The following is a 19,873-nucleotide window of genomic DNA, read 5'->3' on the forward strand; positions in this document are numbered from 1 at the left end:
GACCTCTGAATATTATAATAATTAATAATACCCCTAATTTCTTTCAGGATAATTTTAACTAATGATTAACCACTGCGGTCCTATCTCGCTCGATGTCATGATGCGGTGAAGAACCGTTATTGAGTTCACGCTTAGCGAGTTCCACTTTAATTTGTTCAAGAAAGTGGTTATTCAATTTAAAGTATCTAACTACGAATGCGCTAATAAAATAGGTAATCATTGGCAGTAAAGAAAACATAATAATGATACCTTCGATAGTCTCTGTGTTTTGTTGAGGTTTATTAGCGATGTAACCCGTCAATGATAATATCCACGCAACAATCGCACCAGCAACTGCCAAACCCATTTTTAACATAAACAAATTACCAGCAAATGAAATACCGGTAAGGCGTTTACCGTATTTCCAGTCTCCGTAGTCATCAACGTCGGACATCATGGCCCATAATATTGGCCCTGATTGAATCAAATGCAGGATGTTAATGATGATAAAAAGTGTAAGTAGTGGTAGCAAAGACCTGGGATCGACAAACCATAGAGCTAAAGAAAGGAAGCCAAGAACGATATTAATCGAACGGAACAGCTTAATTTTATCAAAACGATCGGTGAGTGGTTTCGCTATAACACTACCTAGCATGTTACATGCAACGCCAAGAGCCAAAAAAAACGTAGTAAATCCGACGGAGGCTTGCATAACATAGGTAGCATAATAAATAGTCACTGCACCACGAATAAATGCCGGAAAAACATTAAGGAAAGTAATAAAAATCATCAATAACCATTGATCGTTTTTGATGATATCTTTTAGATCATTTATTAAAGAGTCATTAACTTTAATTGCAGTAACACGTTCTTTGATACTGGCAAAACAAAAGAAGAACATTAGTGTCGCAGCACCTCCCATGATTACCATAGTCAACTGAAAACCAGCCGCTCTGTTACCGTTACCTAACCAGTCTGTTAAGGGTAAAATTGAAGAGGAGACTATTAGCGTCGCCAATCCATTGAGGAAAAATCGCCATGACAAACAGCCTAAACGCTCTTTCTGATTTAGCGTGATCACACCGGCTACTGAGCAATATGGAATATTGATAGCAGTATAGATTAATGACATAACCAGATATGTCACCCAGGCATAAACAATTTTTCCATTCATGCTTAAATCGGGCGTTGTGAACATTAGTACTGCTCCCAAACCAAATGGCAATGCCATCCATAATAACCATGGTCGGAATTTACCCCATCGGCTACGAGTACGATCGCAAATCGCCCCCATAACCGGGTCACTAAAGGCATCAAAAATACGAATGACCAGAAACAAGGTACCGACAACACCGGGAGCTAAACCATAAACATCCGTGTAGAACCATGTTAGATATAACGCCAGTACACTCCAAATCATACAAGAACCAGCATCTCCCATTCCATAACCAATTTTTTCTTTTAAACGCAGTTTGCCGTAAACACCTTGCCTTTCGATTGAGTTTGCAGACATAGAAGACCTCTAGAGTATACAGTCATAAGTGTTCAACAGAGGTTAGTAAACCAATGTTAATTTATATTTATAAGTTGATAATGGCGTATGTAGATTAAAGCAAAGTAATATTAATACTCACGCTACTCTCCCGTATAATTAAACGAGAGACAATTTCGTGCATTTCAATACTTTCTTGTTTTGTTTCGTTGTTAATCATTTGAAATGCCAGATGGGCGATTTCACTTATCGGTTGCGCCACACTAGTAATTTTTTTAGTTTGTGCCAGTAAAGTATTATCAAAACTAGCGATGGCAATATCTTTAGGCACAGATATTCCTTTTTCTTTCAAGCCATCAATAATATAACTAGCAGCCACATCGTTATAGACCCAGAGAGATGAACAATGATTTATTCTCTCGGCTAGCCTGACAATAATATCATCGAGTATACTAATATGCCCTGATGTTTTCTCACCCTCGCCTTTCGCTATCCAAAACAGATTCTCTTTATCTATAGTCAATCCCTGAGCGGTAATTCGTTTTGCCCATGAAAAAACCTTTCGGTTATCCGCGCCTTCCTGCGCTACAAATCCAAACGTGGTATGACCGGTCTGAATAAAATGCTCGGCTATAACTTCCGCCCCTTTACTTTGATCGATAGAAACAGAATTGAAAAATCGCGATACCAGCGTAACCACTGCAACGGGGATATTAGTCGCGATGAGCCATTCTGCAAGTTCGCTTTCGGCTTCTGTTGGCACCCATAGCAAACTGTCAATACCCATACTAATAAGCGTATATATTATTTGCTTATCTAGCTGCGGTTGATTCTGATGAGTTTTGACGATAACCGTTTTACCGATGTATCTTGCCTCTTCTTCAAATGTCGCCAGCAGTTCACAAAAATGTGGGTTGACAAGGTTTGGCAGAACAACTGCAATCAGCCCAGAACATTTCCCACTCAATTGAAACGCACTCTTGCTAGGCACATAGCATAAGAAATCCATTGCCTCACGAACTGCTTTGCGAGTTTCTGGCGCCACGCTGGGATGATTATTCAGCACGCGTGAGACCGTAGCGGTAGATACTCCAGCTTTTATTGCTACGTCTTTAATGGATGCCATAGTAAATAACTGCGTCGACCAAGAATGACGTAACTATAAAGTGTGATGGAAGTCAAAAATGTAAGCCACTTCACATGTTGCCGCGTTACATAAATCCCCGCTTTTTCTCTCAATTCTGCTGTCACTAAAATAACTAAGCGTTCACGACTAATATTTAATGGATTCACTGACAAACAGAGGATAACGGGCACCACGCCAGAACCAAAGTCGTCGTGGTGTTACGCTTGCGTAGATGATAGGTAGGATTTGCTATGGTAAATAATGGGCCGATTTACGACATTTCCTGCTGCCTAATTTTCACCAGCACCGCTCCCAGCAATGCCAGATCTACCAAGACCGCCAGTGCGTAGACAAAACCTCCCTTTCCCGAATCCGCATAGTGATTGGTTAGCAGAGTCGCCAGGATAATAATAACGATACCTGCTGTCATCGGGATGTTCGCCATCATGCCCGACGAGTATCTTGCTGTAGCATTGTTTTTCCAGACAATACCCACACCTAATCCACCAAAGGCGATCCCCGGAATTTGAGATAGCCAACCGTGTCCGCTATTCCACAGCACCAGTAACATTAACCAGCCCATAGCGGACAGCACAAAGGCGTAGCACGATACCCTAACGCTATAATGCGCTGGCCACGGCTGCCAACGCGCGATTGCATAGCCAACAGCAAAAGCTCCCGTCAGCGTCAGCAGCGACGCCAGAGTACCGAGAGTGCCAATCATGGAGGAAACGCTCAATAGCAGCGCCCCCGCCGCGAATACGCCACTTAGCGCGATAGTTTGCGTGAGCGGGGCCTCGCAAGTGGTTGCCCCACCAGCTCGCTGATTACGGTAGATATTCATTATTCACTCCTGATAATCGCAAACACTGATGAATTTAATTCAGTGTCTATTTCACATATCAGTAGGCTATCCCCTGTATAATAAGTACGGCAAACGCATAAATTTCAGCAATAGATGAGAAAAACTCAGCCATGAGAAAAACCCGCCTCCCGCCGCTGGGCGCGCTACGCGCCTTTCATGCCGTTGCCCGCTGTCGCAGTTTTAAACGCGCCGCCGATATGCTTGGGGTGAGCGCTACCGCAGTGAGCCACCAGATAAAACTACTGGAATCTGTGCTGGAGTGCCGCGTCTGCGAACGCAATGCCTTGGGAGTCAGCCTTACCGACAGCGGTGAAATTCTCTATGCAGGGACTCAACGCGCCTTTAGCGCGCTGGAAGAAGCGACTATACAAATTGTTCGCTCACACCAGCCGCCGTCACTCACCGTCACCACCACCTCCAACTTTCTAACTCACTGGCTGGTACCACGGCTGGCAGCATTTAAAGCGGAATTCCCCGCTATTGACCTGCGGCTGCATACCAGCGTCGAGCGGGTGGATCTCAACCAGCGCAGCGTTGACGTCGCGATTCGCTATCGTGAAACGCCGGAGCGCGAACTGCACTGTACCTTGCTACATGAAGACCGCTTTATCGTCGTCGCTAGCCCAACGCTGGGTATTACACGGCTGGAGGATTTGCATCACGCAACCCTGTTCCACGTTGAACATCGTCACGTTCCGGCTGATTCTCCGGGCTGGGAAAACTGGCAGCGTCGCTACGGGCCACCGCAGCTGAATATCGATGCTGGGTTAACCTTCAGCGATGAGACGCATGCGCTACAGGCGGCGGTAGCAGGACAAGGCGTAGTGATTGCCAGCGAGCTGCTGGCGCGCGATCTGTTGCAACGCGGGGTATTAGCGGCACCATTTGAGATGTCCTTACCGGGAGCAAACTATTATCTGGTGGCGACACAAGAGTTAGCACAGCGCGACGATATCAGCGCGTTGCGGGACTGGCTACTGCAGCAGATAGCGATGAGTTGAAACCGGAGAAAGAGGCAGATATCGGACGATATCTGCCAGACGGTGTGTTACCAGCCGCAGACGTTAGTCTCTTCGTCAGATTCATAACCGCGCACAATATTGATGAGCTCTTTCACCGCGTCAGCGGCATGCAGTGGATCCTGAAGCGCCTCGATTGAGGCAAAATCTTTATCTACCGATACACCATTATTATTGTTAGTCACCATCAGGCTGAACCCTTTGCCCTGTGCGTTATCGGCAGAAAGATCCTGAAGCAATTCCGCTACTGCCTGAACCGCAATATCAGGGACATAAAGCGCCATCGGCTTCAGATAAATTTTCTCTTTTTTTTCATTATTGTTGTTATTGGTTATCGCTAATGAGTAACCTTTATTTTCACTGTTCATAGACTCAGCTTATCCCTCAATCAGAATTTTAGGGTCGACGTAAAAATCGACATTAAATACGGTATCGTCAGTTAATGCCTCAATGCAGTGCCATTTTTCCGCAGGGAAGACACCAAACTGCCCCGCTTCAATAGTCATCGTTTCAACAGGGTCTGGGCTCGTTTCATCGGCATAACCATAATAGCGTATTGCACCCTGCATCACCGATAAACGCGGATAGACGCCCTGTCGCGTACCGGCATCAAGATGGCGCTTCCAGATGGACGCGGGCGCGGTCTCCTTGGTCCACATGGGGGTGGAGCGGGTCTGAACATAATGGGTAGGTATAATGATTCGCTGCATGATTTGCCTCTCTTTCCGCGCCGTGAAATAGCGCCGCGAATGAAACGATATATTGCATATAATATACCCCTTTTAATTGCTAAGGGTATTATTTTTTTGATCCTATTTTATCTACCACTATTTATACCCATTACGGATTAGCTTTATTTAAAATATAAAAAAGCGCCTGTGATAGTTCACAGGCGACAGTTTAAAGACCGAAGATTATCTTTTTTCAGTTGTTATTTAAAAGCCCCGGCTTCCCGATTAAATATCCCTGAACGAGATCGCAACCTAATTGTTGCAGCGAAGTTAACTGTTCCTCAGTTTCAACACCTTCGGCGACAATGCGCATATGTAAACTTTTCCCCATACTGATGATCAGGCGCACGATATCGAGGTCATCTTTTTGCATAGGTATATTGACCACAAACGAGCGGTCAATTTTGATCTTATCAAAAGGGAAATAACTCAGCCGCGACAATGACGAATAGCCGGTACCAAAATCGTCAATTGAGATCTGAATCCCCTGCTCGCGCAACTGGCTGAGGATCTCCAGCGAGCGCGTATTCTCGTTAAATACATCAGATTCCGTAATCTCAAGATCAAGGCGCCGCGGGTCGAGACCGGTCTTCTTTAGCACCGCCGCCACCGTGTCTGTGAGTGAGGTATTGATAAGTTGAATCGGTGAGACGTTTACCGAAACCTTCAGCGGTTGCTCCCAGCGGGCCGCCTCCTCGCAGGCGGTCTTCAGCACCCACTCGCCAAGTGGGTTAATCAGGCCGGTTTTCTCCGCCACTGGGATAAATTCTGTAGGCGGCACCATGCCGCGCAGTGGATGAAACCAGCGCACCAACGCTTCGTAACCGTAGATTTCACGCGACACCGTGTCGGCGATCGGCTGGTAGTAAACCTTGAACTGGTCGTTTTCGAGTGCATGTAGCAGATCGTCCTCAAAGGATTTGTTTTCCTGTAAACGTTGTAACATTCCGGGACGAAAAATCTCCACGTTGCCCGCGCCCGACTTTTTCGCTTCATACAACGCTAAATCGGCACATTTGTATAAGTAATCAGTACGACTTTCACCATCGGAGATAACGATGCCGATGCAAGCGCCAATGTTAATTAACGAATCGTAGATATAGTACGGTTGGCTGATTTTTTCGCGGATCACATCCGCCCGCTCCAGCGCCATTTCTTCGCTCAGATCCTGCGATACCAGAGCAAACTCATCGCCACCAAGGCGGTACAGCGTCTCTGATGTTTTACGAAAGAACGACAGACGGCTGGCGAGCTCCTGAAGCAACTTATCGCCGGCATCATGTCCTAAGGTATCATTAACATCTTTAAAATTATCGAGGTCAAACAACATAACCACTGCGCAACCATTATAAGGCTTCACGTGATTAACCACTTCCTGTAGCCTCTGCCAGAAAGAGAGGCGATTAGGCATACCTGTTAACGAATCGTGATAAGCGTCATATTGCAAACGACGGTTCTGTACCTGAAGTTTCTCTTTCGACAGCTGTAAATCATTAGCTAACAGCTTCATGCGTACATGAGCGCGACGCAAGTTGTTATTTTGTCGAAGCATCAATAGGCCAAGAGTGATACACATCGTAATCAGCAAGATTGAAATCACCGAATAGATGTAATAGAGATGCTGAATCTTATCATGCGTAAGATTAACGACATCAAAGTCCTGCGCCAGGGTCATGGAGGCCAGTGAGGTCATTGGGCCATCCAACTTACTCATCGTGTATAGCAGAGTCATCATCTGCTCAGGCGTCATGGAATCCAGTTGCCTGTCGAGTTGATCGAGGATCTGAATCAGACTGGTGACCGTCGCCTGCCGCTGCTCGCTTTTTCTGATGAACTGACCAAGATCGCCCTGCTGCAGCAATTCAATCTGGCTCATCATTATTTCCAGGCGCAGGCGTACCTCATCGCGGTCGGTCCCCTTCACGTTCAGCGCCAGGGCGCTTAAACGAGCCTCCAGACGCATGTATTCAGAGACCATCTGGGACACAGACCACGAGTCGGTATAACGTGTTAATTTTTGCAGCTCACTCTGCCGCTCATGCACCAGATAGGTAATGTATCCGGTGACGATAAAAAGCGACAAAATAATGGCAGTGAGTATTCGATTCAAGATCAGAGCCTTACTCAATTATAATCTTTGAAACCTGCCATGCCGAGCGGGAATAATAGATTTGGTTCTGTAACTCCGCGCTACTATCGTAGGGATAAACAATAAAAAGGGGCCCTTTGTCACGAATGCGCATATATTCACCATTCATCTTCAGCGCGAGGATCACCGGGAATTTATGAAAATCATCCACCGGCACCTCGGTCGTATAATCGTTAAGGGCCATCACCTTCGCCGTCTTACCTTGCGCACCCACTAAGTCCATAAGTTTGCTAAGTGAAATACCATCAAAGCGCACTTTTCCTGAATACCAGGGAGTGGTTGTGATCACTGTCTCATTGCCCAACTTTTCTAACGCGGCGACGTCAAATACGGCAGTATCGCCTTCGTTTGTATTGGTAATCTTTCCTGAAATGGTTAAAACGGGTTTGCCCGTTGGCGCAGGCAGTTTTTCTGCGAAAGCATTAGGTAAAACTAAAACATAAAATAAAACTGCAAAAATTAGACGCATATCACCCACCATATCCAGCGTTGGAGATAGTAATTGTAAACCATTTACGTGAATTCTTAAAAGCCGTCCCAATGGGGCAACAAAAATAAAATAGCAGTAATGGTCAACAGTTAACCCACGCCAGTGGTGAAAATTAAATGTTCGATTTAGACATTTTTTACTTTATTGTCTTTCCGGCAGGTAAAAAACTTTTCAGTTGCGCTTATGCGCGGTAATCTCCCTAACGGCGCGTAGATAAGAAAGCGTCTCATTCAAATAATAACAAGTTAGCAACAAACAGGACAGGCATGGACTCAACGCTTATTTCTCCCGACTCCGGCAACGGGGTCGCCTCTCTTCATCGCGCTCGTCGTGCGGCATGGGGCAGCTTTGCCGGCGCCGTCGTCGACTGGTACGATTTTCTGCTGTACGGCATTACCGCCGCACTGGTGTTCAACCGCGAATTTTTCCCACAAATTGGCCCGGCAATGGGCACGCTGGCAGCCTTCGCGACCTTCGGCGTCGGCTTCCTCTTCCGCCCGCTCGGCGGCGTGATCTTCGGCCATTTCGGCGACCGCTTAGGTCGTAAGCGCATGCTGATGATGACCGTGTGGATGATGGGGATCGCCACCGCCTGTATCGGGCTCCTGCCTTCCTTTAACCAGATTGGCTGGTGGGCGCCGGTTTTGCTGGTGATTTTGCGCGCAGTACAGGGCTTCGCCGTCGGCGGCGAATGGGGCGGCGCGGCGTTGCTGTCGGTTGAAAGCGCGCCGAAAAACAAAAAAGCGTTCTATAGCAGCGGCGTGCAGGTGGGTTACGGCGTCGGGCTGCTACTCTCTACTGGGCTGGTATCGCTTATCAGCAGTTTCACCACCGATGAGCAGTTCCTTAGCTGGGGCTGGCGCCTGCCGTTCCTGTTTAGCGTAGTGCTGGTACTGGCGGCATTGTGGATCCGCAACGGCATGGCCGAGTCGGCAGAGTTTGAGCAGCAGGTGCAGAAAACACCCGCCGCGGTGAAAAAACGCCTGCCGGTACTGGAAGCGTTGGTACGCCATCCGGGTGCCTTCTTATTAATCATCGCCCTGCGCCTGTGTGAACTGTTAACGATGTATATCGTGACCGCATTCGCCCTCAACTACTCGACACAAAACCTCGGCCTGCCGCGTGAACTGTTCCTCAATATTGGGTTGCTGGTGGGCGGCATTAGCTGTTTTACCATTCCCTGCTTTGCGTGGCTGGCGGATAGGTTTGGCCGCCGACGTATCTATATTACCGGGGCGCTGATCGGAACATTAAGCGGCTTCCCCTTCTTTATGGCGCTGGAGCAGCACTCGCTGTTCTGGATCCTATTTTTTGCCCTGATGCTGGCCAACATCGCCCATGATATGGTGGTTTGCGTGCAGCAACCGATGTTTACCGAAATGTTTGGCGCCAGCTATCGCTACAGCGGCGCAGGCGTCGGATACCAGGTGGCCAGCGTGGTCGGCGGCGGTTTTACGCCATTTATCGCCGCCGCGCTGGTCACCTTCTCTGGCGGCTCGTGGCACAGCGTGGCGATTTATCTGACTGTCGGCTGCTTGATCTCTGCCGTCACGGCGATGTTGATGAAAAACCGCCATCCGACATAACAAGGGAGGCTTCGTGATAACACAACAGAACACAGACTGCTGGCCTGCCGGGTTCAACGCCGACGAATTACCGATTGTCCGCTGCGATGATCCCACGCTTGCCGAACTGCCTCTGTTCGAGCGCGCGCGCCGAGGTGAAGCCGTCGCTCAGCTCTGGCAGGCGCCGCAAGGGTTCGTGGTGCCCGGCAGTTACCGGAAATTCGCCAATCTGGCCGCCGTCAGTAAATCCTTTGCCGCCCGCGGCTGGCCGGTGTGGATGCGTCGCTCCGGCGGTGGGCTGGTGCCGCAGGGGCCGGGGATCCTCAACCTGAGTCTTGCCTGGCCGGTAACCCAGCCGTTAGGCGAAGCCGCCGAACCTATCTATCTGTTGTTGTGTGGAATATTGCAACGCACGCTGGCGACCCTTGGCGTCGAAAGCCATTTTCAGGCCGTCAGCGGTTCTTTCTGCGACGGGCGCTATAACCTCGCCTGCGGCGAGGGGGAAGACGCCCGCAAGATTGCCGGTACCGCTCAATACTGGCGGCCCATAGCCGACAGCCAGGGGCACATAGTCCTGGCTCACGCCGTGATATTACTGGATGCCGATCTGCAGGCCGCACATCAGGCGGCCAATGATATTGAGGCGCTGCTCGGCAGCGGTAAGGTCTACCGCGCGGACAAAACGATTACGCTCGCCGAATTATTGCCCGGTGAACCCGACCTCATCGAGCGATTCAGGCTGGCGCTAGCTAAGGCATTGCAACGGGTGCCTTAATAGCATCACTGGCGCGCTTTTTGACCGACGGCGAGACGCAGCCGGGCCTGCTGTTCAATATTCTCCAGTAGTTCCTGCACATCGTCCTCGCCGATATCAAGGAACTGCCCTTCCATCAGCGCGGCGTGAATATCTTCGCGAGTGACTGCAATCCCCATCGGCACTACATTCGGCTTCACCTCTTCCGCCGCCAGCGGATGCGGATAGCGGCGCCCGACCAGATTGTTGAAGACAATCGCCAGCAGCGCCAGCATCATGGAGTTCAATAATACCGGCGTCAGCACAAACTGGTAGCCTTCACTGTGTACGCCGGCGCCGCCAAGAATGGCCGTGAGCGCCACCGCGCCGCCAGGTGGATGCAGACAACGCAAAAAGTACATCCCGGCAATCGCCAGTGCCGCCGCCAGGCCGCAGGCGATTGCCGTATCCGGCACCAACAGTCCGACAGTGACGCCGATCAGCGCCGAAAGCACGTTGCCGCCAACGATAGACCAGGGTTGAGCAAGCGGGCTGCTGGGCACGCCGAATAGCAATACCGCCGAGGCCCCCATCGGCGCAATAAACCACAGATTCACCTCGCCCAGCAGCCAGTGGCTGAACATACTGGTCACCGCAAGTCCCGTTCCGGCGCCGATTGAGCCCAATAAAATATGCTTTTTAGCAACGGGTAAGGCATGAGGTTTTAAACGGCCGAGAAAAATACGCGCGCGGGAAAATAGCGGGCGCTGTAAAACGCGTAACATCGAACGAATCGCTCACATCATAGGAATAAATGATGTTTCATTGTCTTTATTTAACCATTCATTAACAACCATGTATTTATGATGCCTATTATTTGCAACTTTACCGGGCAGTGTGGGTTATGTGATTTTTACGCGCTGCGTTAGAATCATCTTCCCCACTGGGGTTAAACCCACTCTACGGATTAAAGGTCACAATACGGTGAATAATAAGACAAATTTAACGAAAGAAGTGGCATGGGCCAGCCAGAATATGCCGCGTACCCTGCGTCAGGTGGCGGCCCTTCCCGACCTCAGCGAAGTGCGCTTGGCCTGCTGTATGCATCTCGATATGAAAATGATCCCGCTGGTGCAGGGGCTCCTTGAGAAAGGGGCGAAAGTATTTTTGACCACCTGTAATCCAACCACCGTGCAGGATGAGGTTGTCTCCTGGCTGGTGGAGCGCGGCGCGGAAGCCTGCGCCTGGCGCAATATGAGTGACGCCGACTGGCAACAATCATGGGAAAAAGCCATCGCCTGGCAACCAACCCATCTGTGCGAGATGGGCGCGGATATTACCACCCTGCTCCACCAGCGCGGCGAGTTCGGCAATGTCGTCGCCGGCCTTGAAGCCACCGGCTCCGGCGTCAATCGCCTCGGTGATATTCGCCCCGGCTACCCTATCTTTAACTGGGATGATCTGCCGGTCAAAGAAGGGCTACATAACCGCCATATGGTCGGCCTGACGGCCTGGCACACTTTCTTCCAGACCACTCACCTTACCCTACATGAGAAAAAAGTACTGGTGATCGGCTACGGTCTGGTCGGGCAAGGCGTTGCCGCGGCGGCAAAAGCCTTCGGCGGCCAGGTTATGGTGGCGGAAATCGATCCGGCGCGCCGTTTACAGGCCGCTTATGACGGCTGGCATGTCGTAGATTTACAGGATGCAATCGCATCAGCCGATGTCGTCGCCACCGCCACCGGCGGCAAGAAAGTGGTCAACAGCCTGGCGCTGGATAGCGCTAAAGATCGCGTGTTTATTCTCAACGTCGGACACGTGGCGGAAGAGATTGATTGCGAACACCTGCGCCAGTTCCCGCATGAAGAGGTTATGCCCTATATCAACGCTTATCGGATGCCGGGGAAAACAATCTATCTGATGGCCGATGGCTCAATGCTCAACCTTACCGCCGGTTTTGGCGATAGCCTGAATGCGTTTGATGTCACCCTTGCGGTGATGGCCAGCGGCATTCGTCATATCGTTACCGACGGTATGCAGGCTAAAGCGGATGTTTATCTGCTGCCGCAAAGCGTGTGGCAGCAGGCGCTGTAAGCACTCTTTCGGGGGGCCGGTCGGCGCCCCGAAGCCGGTTAACGGTTTTCCGGCAGCACGATATTGCTCTCAGCCAGCGTCCCCATGTCGTTGAACATCGCTCCTGCCGCCTCCACCAGATGCATGGCTAATGCCGCGCCGCTGCCCTCGCCTAAGCGCATGCCCATCTCCAGATAAGGTTGCAACTGCAGGTGCTCCAGCGCAATACGTGCCCCCTTCTCCGCCGACAGATGCGACGGAATCAGGTACGGATGCAACTGTGGCGCGATCCGGCAGGCCGCCAGTGCCGACGCGTACGATAAAAAGCCATCGAGTATTACCGGCAATCCGCAGGAAGCGGCGCCCAGCATGACCCCGGCCATCCCGAGCAAGTCAAAACCGCCCACTTTTGCCAGCACGTCGAGGCCATCTTCGGGTGAAGGCTGGTTGACCGCTATCGCCCGGCGTACCACTTCCGCCTTGTGCGCCAGCTGCGATATTGGAAGGTTCGCGCCGATGCCCACAACATCACCGGCATCATGATCGGTCAGCACGCTGACTACTGCCGCAGCGGGGGTCGTGTTAGCCATTCCTAATTCGCCTACGCCGAACAGACGCACGCCCTGCTCCGCAAGCTGGCGGGTGTAGCGCATGCTCGCCAGCAGCAGCGTTTCAGCCTGCTCCCGGCTCATCGCCGCGGTACAGGCAATATTACCGCTACCGCGCGCCACTTTCATATTCACCAGACCAGGGATTGGTTCGGCGTCAATCCCGACGTCAATCACCTGAACATCAGCCCCCGCCTGCGCTGCCAGCACGCAAACGCCGGTATTCTTACGGGTCATATTGACCGCCTGAATCGCGGTCACCGCCTGTGGCGAGACGGTAACACCTTCATGCCAGACGCCGTGGTCGGCGCACATGACCACGATAGTTTTGCGTGGAAAACGTAATGCGCCCTGTAGCCCCGGCATACCGGCTAACTGAATCGCCAGCGATTCCAGACGCCCCAGGCTGCCGGGCGGTTTCAACAAGCCGTCAATATGCTGACGAGCCCGCGACATCGCGCTTTCGTCCGGCCGCGGGATGGCCGCTAACCATTCACTTATTGTATCCATATGCTTCCTGTCAGCGCGGTGTGTGCTCTATAGCAACGCCAGTAAAAAGATAACTTCGCCCAGTTCAATGGCCGCTCCCAGCGTATCGCCGGTTTGCCCGCCCAGCGTGCGCTTCAGCGCCTGACCAAGCGCCGATACCACCAGCAGCGTTATAACCGAAGCCAGCAGGCCCTGCACGCCCAGCAGCAGCGTTGCCAGCGCCAAGGATAGCGCCAGGGTAATGACGGTCTGCCGGAAAGTCACCTTGCCAATAAATACGTTACCAAGCCCCTGCTCCCGGGCATAACGCTGGCGGTACATTAGCAGCACCGACATCCCACGCGCCACAGCGCAGGCGGCAGCCAGCGCCGCCAGCATCGAGGTACCGCGCAGCGCCAGTTCGCTAATGACCAATACCTTTGCCACCAGCACAAAGATCAGCGCCAGCCCGCCGTGCGTCCCCAGCCGACTATCACGCATGATCTCCAGCATCCGCTCGCGGCGACGGGCTGAGAAGATCCCATCGCAGGTATCCGCCAGGCCATCAAGATGAAAACCCCCGGTCAGCAGCGCCAGCGCCAGTACGGCGAACAGCGCGGCCAACGGCAGGCCGCACCAGGCATGAAGCGCCAGCATCACCAGCCCGGCAATCGCGCCAAGTAGTAACCCCACCAGTGGGAAAGTCACGATCCCGCGCTCATATTGATCGATTTCCAGCCCCTGCGACCAGCGGGCCGGAACCGGTATGCGGCTCATAAAGGAAAGCGTGGCAAAGAACGATTTAATCATTTGATTTTGACTCCTATCCCTGAAACAACCAGCCACACCTCATCGGCAGCCGCGGCCAGCATCTGATTCACACGCCCGGCAATATCGCGAAAATGCCGCGCCAGCCGGTTGTCCGGCACGATTCCCAACCCCACCTCATTGGTGACCAGCAGCACCGGCGACGGGCAGGCACGGCAGGCAGCAATCAGCTGAGTGATTTCTTGCGTGACTATCCTTTCCAACGCAGCGTAATCCCATTCATCAGGATCCGTTTCCCCACCTTCAGCGAACAGAATATTGGTGACCAGTGTAGTGACGCACTCAAGCAAAATAGCTTCATCGGGTGCGTTATCGGGGGTAATGAGTGGCGTCAGGTCACGGCTGCGCTCCGCTGTACGCCAGTGCGGCGGTCGGCTATTGCGGTGATGTTGAATGCGTGCGGCCATTTCATCGTCAATAACGGCTGAAGTGGCGATATAGAGCACCGACGTGCAGGATTGGAGTAAAGATTCGGCGTGACGGCTTTTGCCGCTACGCGCGCCGCCGGTAATCAGTATCATCGCGGCGGTACCTGAATCTGGGACAGCATGTGATAAACCCTTCCGGTATCAATAAGTTCACGGCGGCAGTATAACAAACTGTCGGCTTAAAGGGCGATGCTTATACGGAGGTTTAAGGCAGGAAGACGGAAAAGCCCGGCGGCCAGCAATGCCGCCGGAACTAATGAGTGGTTTATTCGCCGACTTTGGCTTCACCCATCACTTTGAGTTTTTTAGAGATGTCGCGACGCTCTTTCGACAGCTCGGCGTTTTTGATGATGTAATCGTCAACGCGGTCTTCATAATCGGTTTTCATGCTGGCGATGATACCCTGAATGGCTTCAACGCTCATACCCGGCTTGATGTAGTCGCTGAGGTTGTCCAGCAGCAGGACACGCTTCTGGTTATCACGGATCTTTTTCTCAACGTCCTGAATTTCACGCTGCAGCTTGTTCTTACGACGGAACAGACGAACAAACTCCAGAACGTCCTGGAAAGAAGGCTTAGTTGTTTCCATTTTTACACCCCTAATATTTGAGATTCGGATTCGCTAAAGCGACTGCCCTATAGGGCTAACATAACTGCTAGCAGTCGCTGATGACAATGTTTTTTCCTTTGCGTTTATCATAACCCTAAATGCTGCTGAATCGAAGCAACCTGTTCACTTCGCGCACGTATCTGTCTTTTATTTGCGCAGCGCGCGGCAAATAAGGTGCGACAGCAGCTCAAGCTGGCGCGCCAGCTCAATGGTCAGCCAAACATAGCCGTGAATCGGCGTTTCCGACAGATTATCGCCCTGATGCTCTTTGATAAGCTGTCGCAACTCGACCACAATCTCGTTGAGCTTCTCGGTGTTGGCGCGTACCGGCTGCGGGTTTCCCTCATACAGGGCATGGGCGATAGTCAGCAACGTTTGCTGGGTCATCCGTTGGGTTTCGCGCAAAGTCTGGGCGTTGAGCATCACAAAATGGCCCTGACGAGAGGCCCAATAAGCGTTGATTTGCAGTTCCAGCATGCATACCAGATTACGGCTGACGGTCTGAATGGCTTCGAAGATTGCTTTCTGAATATGCGTTTCTTTGCTGGCCGGGGTTATCAACCCACGCATTTTCACCACGTCATTGAGCGCTTTCTGAAGATGTTTTTCCAGCCGCGGGCGCTCAACCAGATTCGGCGAAAAACCGGCCTGATACAGCCGATTAAACGTTGTGACGTAATTCGCCATCTGGATGCGCCAGTGCAAAAACGCCCGCTGCGGCCAGATACCGGTAAACAGCATCGCCAACAGTGAGCCGAAGATGACATCGCCGCTTCGCCACAGCGCGGTGTTCATATCACCCGGCGGCGCGCCCACCACCACCGCCAGCGTAATACCGATCAGCAGCGCCTGGTAGGGCCGCTTGCCGAGCGCCAACCAGCCGCAAAGGAACATAGCCACCGCGCACCACAGCACCATGATTGGCAGTGAGATAAGTTCGAGTTTGAGCGCCACCAGCCCCAGTACCGAACCGAGGATAGTGCCGCCAATACGTTCGAAGGCCCGCGGCACCACATTGCCCCAGAAAGAGATAGGCCCCATCACCACCACCAGGGTGATCAGAGGCCAGGTGCCCTCCGGCACGTTCAACAGACGCACCAGCAGGAAGGTCAGGACAAAAGCCAGCGCGATGCGGATACCGTGCACAATTCGGTAATGACGATACAGACGGATCTCAAATGGCTTAAGTGATTTATCAGCGCGCACGGCCTGCTCCGGCAAACAGAAAAGGCCAATTGTAGCCGCTTTTTTCACGAGCGCACTGCGCTAATGTAAAAAACCTTGTCAAGATAAGGGATAACGACTTACGAGCCGATACGGTTCACCGCCACATACATCTCAATATCCCAGTGACCATCCTGGTTGCCATCGTTAAGATAAATTTCAAAACAGGGCTTATCCGCGATTTCGAACTCGCTGCTCTGCAGCAGGCTGTCAAAAAACTGCAGCCAGGGCGTGGAGAAGTCATGGTTAATGACCCGCGCGCTGGCGCAGGCGTAGTCGCCGCCGGCAATTGCGGTGAGGATCACCCCTTCGCTATTAGGTGGGATGACGTAATCATCCGCCACGGTAACAACGGTGTCACAACGCAGTTTTTCCGCCGGTACCTGCTGCGGGTTATCGTAATAAACCGCGACCCACTCCTGCGCCGGCACCTGGTGGTGACTGACCCACGCCGCCAGTTGTTCAAACCCCTGTTTTACGGTCTGCTCCCAGGGGCCAACCATATGAAACCCGGCAATCTTGCGGGGAGAGAGAGATTGAATGCTGTAGTTCATAGCGCCTCCAGTGTTGATAAAATACTGTATAAATATACACTAAATTTAGCAGCCGGCTGAACAACAGTATGTGCGCGGATTCACAGAGTCGCCACAAGCGCGAAATGAATGAAGCCCGCCGCGGAGTGCGGCGGGCCAGAGGGTAACGAGATTAAATGCCGTGATGCAGATAATCGCTCAGGCGGGAAAACATCCCGCCCTTGCCGACGCTTTCCAGGGTCACCAGCGGCCAATGCCCGACCACTTTGTCGCCATCGTAAAGCGAGATTTCGCCCACGCGTTGGTTAGCGGCGAGCGGCGCTTCCAGATCCTTAGTATCCAGTACATATTTTGCTTTGATACGCGGAACTTCTGATTTCGGGATCGCGAGCCAGAAGTCCCGATCGGTGCCGAGCTTGATCTGCTCTTTGTCGCCATACCAGATATGTTCGACGCCGACCTGCTTACCTTTTTGCAGCACCTGCACGGTGTCAAAGTTCTGTTGACCCCAGTGCAGCAGCTTAGCCGCCTGCTCTTCTCGCCCTTTTGGACTATCGGCCCCCATCACCACGGCAATCAAACGACGCTGGCCATCGACCGCCGAGGCAATAAGATTGAAGCCCGCTCCTGAGGTATGGCCGGTTTTCAGGCCATCGACATTCATGGTTTTGTCCCACAGCAAACCGTTACGGTTCTGTTGGGTGATACCGTTCCACGTCAGGCTTTTTTCGCTATACATGTGATAGACATCCGGCTCGCCGTGAATAATCGCCCGCGACAACACCGCTAAATCATAGGCGGAGCTATGCTGGCCAGGCGCGTCGAGTCCGTGGACGGTTTCAAAATGGGTGTCTTTCAAATGCAATTTTTCAACGTAGCTATTCATCAACGCGACAAATTGCGGTTGGCCGCCGGCGACATAGTCAGCGAGCGCGACGCAGGCGTCATTACCGGAATCGACGATCAGCCCGCGGCTAAGATCGCGAACGCTAACCCGATCGCCCGCTTTAAGGAACATCAGCGAAGAACCGTTAAACACCGGATTGCCCTTGGCCCAGGCATCCTTACCGACGGTGACCATATCATCAAAGGTAATGCGATGGCTGTCTATGGCCCGGTCGACGACGTAACCGGTCATCAGTTTGGTTAGGCTGGCGGGGTTACGCTGTTGGTGTTCGTTACCGGCGGTCAGGATTTGACCGGTAGTGTAGTCCATCAGCACCCAGGAACCGGCCTGGATCGAAGGCGGCGTCACGGTGACGGGCAAATCAGCGGCAGCAAATGCGCAGGAAACGCTCGAAGCGAGCAAAGTTACAGCAAATAAAAAACGGCCTTTCAACGGCATATCCTCAAGATTTACAGATTCGCCGTCCTTTTTACGGAAGTTCGCCTGAGAGATCAGGGTTAAATTGCAAGAAAATATGACATGAGAGTAGATGCATCTGACCGTTACCCTTCTGATGGTTCTACAAATCGTTTACCATACGGAATGCCTTACACCACGGATAACGAATCGATTATGCAAGACAGCGCCAATCAGCCTGGATTTTTATTCCACGACTACGAAACCTTCGGTACCAGTCCTTCGCTCGACCGGCCGGCGCAGTTCGCCGCCATCCGCACCGATAGCGATCTGAATGTCATTGGCGAACCGGAAGTCTTCTACTGCAAGCCTGCCGACGACTATCTGCCGCAACCGCAGGCAGTGATGATTACCGGAATTACGCCACAGGAAGCGCTGGCCAAAGGTGACAACGAGGCCGCTTTCGCCCGCCGCATCAACGATCTGTTCACGGTGCCGAAAACCTGTATCGTCGGCTACAACAATGTCCGCTTTGATGATGAAGTCAGCCGTAATATTTTTTACCGCAACTTTTACGATCCTTACGCCTGGAGCTGGCAGCATGATAATTCGCGCTGGGACCTGCTGGATGTGATGCGCGCCTGCTATGCCCTGCGCCCGGAAGGTATCAACTGGCCGGAAAATGAAGAGGGTCTGCCAAGCTTCCGCCTTGAGCATCTGACCGTCGCGAATGGCATTGAGCATAGCAATGCCCACGATGCAATGGCCGATGTGTACGCCACTATCGCGATGGCGAAACTGGTGAAGGCCCGTCAGCCGCGCCTGTTTGAATATCTGTACAGTCATCGTAATAAACGCAAGCTGGCGACGTTGATTGACGTGCCGCAGTTGAAACCACTGGTCCACGTTTCCGGGATGTTCGGCGCCGCCCGCGGCAACACCAGTCTGGTCGCGCCGCTGGCCTGGCATCCGGATAACCGCAATGCGATGATAATGGTTGATCTGGCGGGGGATATGTCACCGCTACTGGAGCTTGAGGCTGATACTCTGCGCGAGCGTTTGTACACCCCGAAAGACGAACTCGGCGATTTACCGGCAGTGCCGATTAAGCTCGTTCATTTAAATAAATGCCCGGTGCTGGCGCAAGCCAATACGTTACGCCCGCAGGATGCCGACCGTTTAGGTATCAATATTCAGCGCTGCCTGGAGAACGCCCAACTGCTGCGCGCAAATCCGCAGGTTCGTGAGAAAGTGGTGGCCCTGTATGCCGAAGCCGAGCCGTTCGTGCCATCGGATAATGTTGACGCCCAACTGTACAACGGATTCTTTAGCGATGCCGATCGTGCGGCGATGAAGATTGTGCTGGAAACCGAACCCCGTAATCTGCCGGCGCTGGATATTACCTTTGCTGATAAACGCATTGAACGCCTGCTATTTAACTACCGCGCGCGTAACTTCCCCGGTACGCTTGATGAAAACGAACAGCAGCGCTGGTTAGAGCACCGCCGTAACGTCTTTACGCCGGAATTTTTGCAGGCCTACGCCGATGAACTGCAGGTGATGTATCAACAGTATGCAGACGATAGTGAAAAACAGGCCCTGTTGAAGGCGCTGTGGCAATATGCGCAGGAAATCGTTTAACCCGGGCC

Annotated in this window: 20 protein-coding genes; 5 read left to right on the plus strand and 15 right to left on the minus strand. The window is 52.1% G+C overall.

The window, feature by feature from the left end; all coding sequences use genetic code 11:
• Positions 1 to 58: 58 nt before the first annotated feature.
• From PGQ95_RS12560 to PGQ95_RS12570, 3 genes are all read right to left on the minus strand, one after another.
• Positions 59 to 1,492, minus strand: coding sequence for a glycoside-pentoside-hexuronide (GPH):cation symporter (locus PGQ95_RS12560; protein WP_113373529.1), 1,434 nt, complete (start codon positions 1,490 to 1,492; stop codon positions 59 to 61).
• A 94-nt stretch (positions 1,493 to 1,586) separates the two neighbouring features.
• The gene (locus tag PGQ95_RS12565) at positions 1,587 to 2,597 is read right to left on the minus strand and encodes a LacI family DNA-binding transcriptional regulator (RefSeq protein ID WP_430918273.1); all 1,011 of its coding nucleotides are present in this window, start codon (positions 2,595 to 2,597) and stop codon (positions 1,587 to 1,589) included.
• A 271-nt stretch (positions 2,598 to 2,868) separates the two neighbouring features.
• Complete coding sequence (locus PGQ95_RS12570) at positions 2,869 to 3,441, minus strand: hypothetical protein (RefSeq protein WP_395226382.1); 573 nt, start codon at positions 3,439 to 3,441, stop codon at positions 2,869 to 2,871.
• A 131-nt stretch (positions 3,442 to 3,572) separates the two neighbouring features.
• Here PGQ95_RS12570 and PGQ95_RS12575 point away from each other — a divergent pair, with 131 nt between their 5' ends.
• Positions 3,573 to 4,463 (plus strand): LysR substrate-binding domain-containing protein, encoded by an 891-nt coding sequence (locus tag PGQ95_RS12575; protein ID WP_430918275.1) that lies wholly within the window; start codon positions 3,573 to 3,575, stop codon positions 4,461 to 4,463.
• A gap of 47 nt (positions 4,464 to 4,510) precedes the next feature.
• On the opposite strand, the gene PGQ95_RS12580 is transcribed toward PGQ95_RS12575, so the two are convergent.
• The 4 genes from PGQ95_RS12580 to PGQ95_RS12595 all read right to left on the minus strand — a co-directional run bounded on the left by PGQ95_RS12580 (position 4,511) and on the right by PGQ95_RS12595 (position 7,830).
• Positions 4,511 to 4,849 (minus strand): DUF1869 domain-containing protein, encoded by a 339-nt coding sequence (locus PGQ95_RS12580; RefSeq protein WP_113373526.1) that lies wholly within the window; start codon positions 4,847 to 4,849, stop codon positions 4,511 to 4,513.
• A 9-nt stretch (positions 4,850 to 4,858) separates the two neighbouring features.
• On the minus strand, positions 4,859 to 5,191 hold the full coding sequence (locus tag PGQ95_RS12585) for a DUF1971 domain-containing protein (RefSeq protein ID WP_087860660.1): 333 nt from the start codon (positions 5,189 to 5,191) through the stop codon (positions 4,859 to 4,861).
• 214 nt (positions 5,192 to 5,405) lie between these two features.
• Positions 5,406 to 7,322, minus strand: a complete 1,917-nt coding sequence (locus PGQ95_RS12590; RefSeq protein WP_113373525.1) for a putative bifunctional diguanylate cyclase/phosphodiesterase — start codon at positions 7,320 to 7,322, stop codon at positions 5,406 to 5,408.
• Between the two features lie 10 nt (positions 7,323 to 7,332).
• The gene (locus tag PGQ95_RS12595) at positions 7,333 to 7,830 is read right to left on the minus strand and encodes a molybdopterin-dependent oxidoreductase (protein WP_087860488.1); all 498 of its coding nucleotides are present in this window, start codon (positions 7,828 to 7,830) and stop codon (positions 7,333 to 7,335) included.
• A 287-nt stretch (positions 7,831 to 8,117) separates the two neighbouring features.
• Between PGQ95_RS12595 and shiA the strand changes: the two genes are divergently transcribed.
• Both shiA and PGQ95_RS12605 read left to right on the plus strand, forming a co-directional pair.
• Complete coding sequence (gene shiA, locus PGQ95_RS12600) at positions 8,118 to 9,437, plus strand: shikimate transporter (RefSeq protein ID WP_113373524.1); 1,320 nt, start codon at positions 8,118 to 8,120, stop codon at positions 9,435 to 9,437.
• 13 nt (positions 9,438 to 9,450) lie between these two features.
• Positions 9,451 to 10,191 (plus strand): lipoyl protein ligase domain-containing protein, encoded by a 741-nt coding sequence (locus tag PGQ95_RS12605; RefSeq protein ID WP_430918278.1) that lies wholly within the window; start codon positions 9,451 to 9,453, stop codon positions 10,189 to 10,191.
• Positions 10,192 to 10,196: 5 nt separating this feature from the next.
• Here PGQ95_RS12605 and PGQ95_RS12610 read toward each other — a convergent pair whose 3' ends face one another.
• The gene (locus PGQ95_RS12610; RefSeq protein ID WP_213794502.1) at positions 10,197 to 10,934 is read right to left on the minus strand and encodes an HPP family protein; all 738 of its coding nucleotides are present in this window, start codon (positions 10,932 to 10,934) and stop codon (positions 10,197 to 10,199) included.
• A gap of 199 nt (positions 10,935 to 11,133) precedes the next feature.
• On the opposite strand from PGQ95_RS12610, the gene PGQ95_RS12615 reads away from it, so the two are divergent.
• Positions 11,134 to 12,243: an adenosylhomocysteinase gene (locus tag PGQ95_RS12615; protein WP_430918281.1), complete on the plus strand. Its 1,110-nt coding sequence runs from the start codon at positions 11,134 to 11,136 to the stop codon at positions 12,241 to 12,243.
• Positions 12,244 to 12,281: 38 nt separating this feature from the next.
• Here the strand turns inward: PGQ95_RS12615 and cobT are convergent, their stop codons facing one another.
• The 7 genes from cobT to dacD form a co-directional block, all read right to left on the minus strand.
• Entirely contained in the window at positions 12,282 to 13,340 is a 1,059-nt protein-coding gene (gene cobT, locus PGQ95_RS12620; protein WP_430918283.1) for a nicotinate-nucleotide--dimethylbenzimidazole phosphoribosyltransferase, read from the minus strand.
• Positions 13,341 to 13,367: 27 nt separating this feature from the next.
• Positions 13,368 to 14,108 (minus strand): adenosylcobinamide-GDP ribazoletransferase, encoded by a 741-nt coding sequence (cobS, locus tag PGQ95_RS12625; protein WP_430918285.1) that lies wholly within the window; start codon positions 14,106 to 14,108, stop codon positions 13,368 to 13,370.
• Positions 14,105 to 14,647 carry a bifunctional adenosylcobinamide kinase/adenosylcobinamide-phosphate guanylyltransferase gene (cobU, locus tag PGQ95_RS12630; RefSeq protein ID WP_308958549.1) on the minus strand — a complete coding sequence of 181 codons (543 nt, stop codon included), beginning with the start codon at positions 14,645 to 14,647 and terminating at the stop codon, positions 14,105 to 14,107. Before cobU ends, cobS begins: the two co-directional genes overlap by 4 nt.
• A 172-nt stretch (positions 14,648 to 14,819) precedes the next feature.
• Positions 14,820 to 15,143, minus strand: coding sequence for a DUF496 family protein (locus PGQ95_RS12635; protein WP_015365834.1), 324 nt, complete (start codon positions 15,141 to 15,143; stop codon positions 14,820 to 14,822).
• A gap of 168 nt (positions 15,144 to 15,311) precedes the next feature.
• Entirely contained in the window at positions 15,312 to 16,370 is a 1,059-nt protein-coding gene (locus tag PGQ95_RS12640) for an FUSC family protein (protein ID WP_113373700.1), read from the minus strand.
• Between the two features lie 98 nt (positions 16,371 to 16,468).
• Complete coding sequence (gene sbmC / locus PGQ95_RS12645; protein ID WP_113373519.1) at positions 16,469 to 16,942, minus strand: DNA gyrase inhibitor SbmC; 474 nt, start codon at positions 16,940 to 16,942, stop codon at positions 16,469 to 16,471.
• A 151-nt stretch (positions 16,943 to 17,093) separates the two neighbouring features.
• On the minus strand, positions 17,094 to 18,260 hold the full coding sequence (gene dacD, locus PGQ95_RS12650; protein WP_213316842.1) for a serine-type D-Ala-D-Ala carboxypeptidase DacD: 1,167 nt from the start codon (positions 18,258 to 18,260) through the stop codon (positions 17,094 to 17,096).
• 180 nt (positions 18,261 to 18,440) lie between these two features.
• Here dacD and sbcB point away from each other — a divergent pair, with 180 nt between their 5' ends.
• Positions 18,441 to 19,865 carry an exodeoxyribonuclease I gene (sbcB, locus tag PGQ95_RS12655; protein ID WP_430918288.1) on the plus strand — a complete coding sequence of 475 codons (1,425 nt, stop codon included), beginning with the start codon at positions 18,441 to 18,443 and terminating at the stop codon, positions 19,863 to 19,865.
• The last annotated feature ends 8 nt before the right edge of the window (positions 19,866 to 19,873 follow it).

Source organism: Klebsiella sp. 141240, from assembly GCF_050600805.1.
GTDB lineage: Bacteria > Pseudomonadota > Gammaproteobacteria > Enterobacterales > Enterobacteriaceae > Klebsiella > Klebsiella aerogenes.

Coding starts and splice junctions, on each gene's coding strand:
- PGQ95_RS12560 (WP_113373529.1), bottom strand. CDS start 1,492: ATGTCTGCAAACTCAATCGAAAGGCAAGGTGTTTACGGCAAACTGCGT.
- PGQ95_RS12565 (WP_430918273.1), bottom strand. CDS start 2,597: ATGGCATCCATTAAAGACGTAGCAATAAAAGCTGGAGTATCTACCGCT.
- PGQ95_RS12570 (WP_395226382.1), bottom strand. CDS start 3,441: ATGAATATCTACCGTAATCAGCGAGCTGGTGGGGCAACCACTTGCGAG.
- PGQ95_RS12575 (WP_430918275.1), top strand. CDS start 3,573: ATGAGAAAAACCCGCCTCCCGCCGCTGGGCGCGCTACGCGCCTTTCAT.
- PGQ95_RS12580 (WP_113373526.1), bottom strand. CDS start 4,849: ATGAACAGTGAAAATAAAGGTTACTCATTAGCGATAACCAATAACAAC.
- PGQ95_RS12585 (WP_087860660.1), bottom strand. CDS start 5,191: ATGCAGCGAATCATTATACCTACCCATTATGTTCAGACCCGCTCCACC.
- PGQ95_RS12595 (WP_087860488.1), bottom strand. CDS start 7,830: ATGCGTCTAATTTTTGCAGTTTTATTTTATGTTTTAGTTTTACCTAAT.
- shiA (WP_113373524.1), top strand. CDS start 8,118: ATGGACTCAACGCTTATTTCTCCCGACTCCGGCAACGGGGTCGCCTCT.
- PGQ95_RS12610 (WP_213794502.1), bottom strand. CDS start 10,934: ATGTTACGCGTTTTACAGCGCCCGCTATTTTCCCGCGCGCGTATTTTT.
- cobT (WP_430918283.1), bottom strand. CDS start 13,340: ATGGATACAATAAGTGAATGGTTAGCGGCCATCCCGCGGCCGGACGAA.
- cobS (WP_430918285.1), bottom strand. CDS start 14,108: ATGATTAAATCGTTCTTTGCCACGCTTTCCTTTATGAGCCGCATACCG.
- cobU (WP_308958549.1), bottom strand. CDS start 14,647: ATGATACTGATTACCGGCGGCGCGCGTAGCGGCAAAAGCCGTCACGCC.
- PGQ95_RS12635 (WP_015365834.1), bottom strand. CDS start 15,143: ATGGAAACAACTAAGCCTTCTTTCCAGGACGTTCTGGAGTTTGTTCGT.
- sbmC (WP_113373519.1), bottom strand. CDS start 16,942: ATGAACTACAGCATTCAATCTCTCTCTCCCCGCAAGATTGCCGGGTTT.
- sbcB (WP_430918288.1), top strand. CDS start 18,441: ATGCAAGACAGCGCCAATCAGCCTGGATTTTTATTCCACGACTACGAA.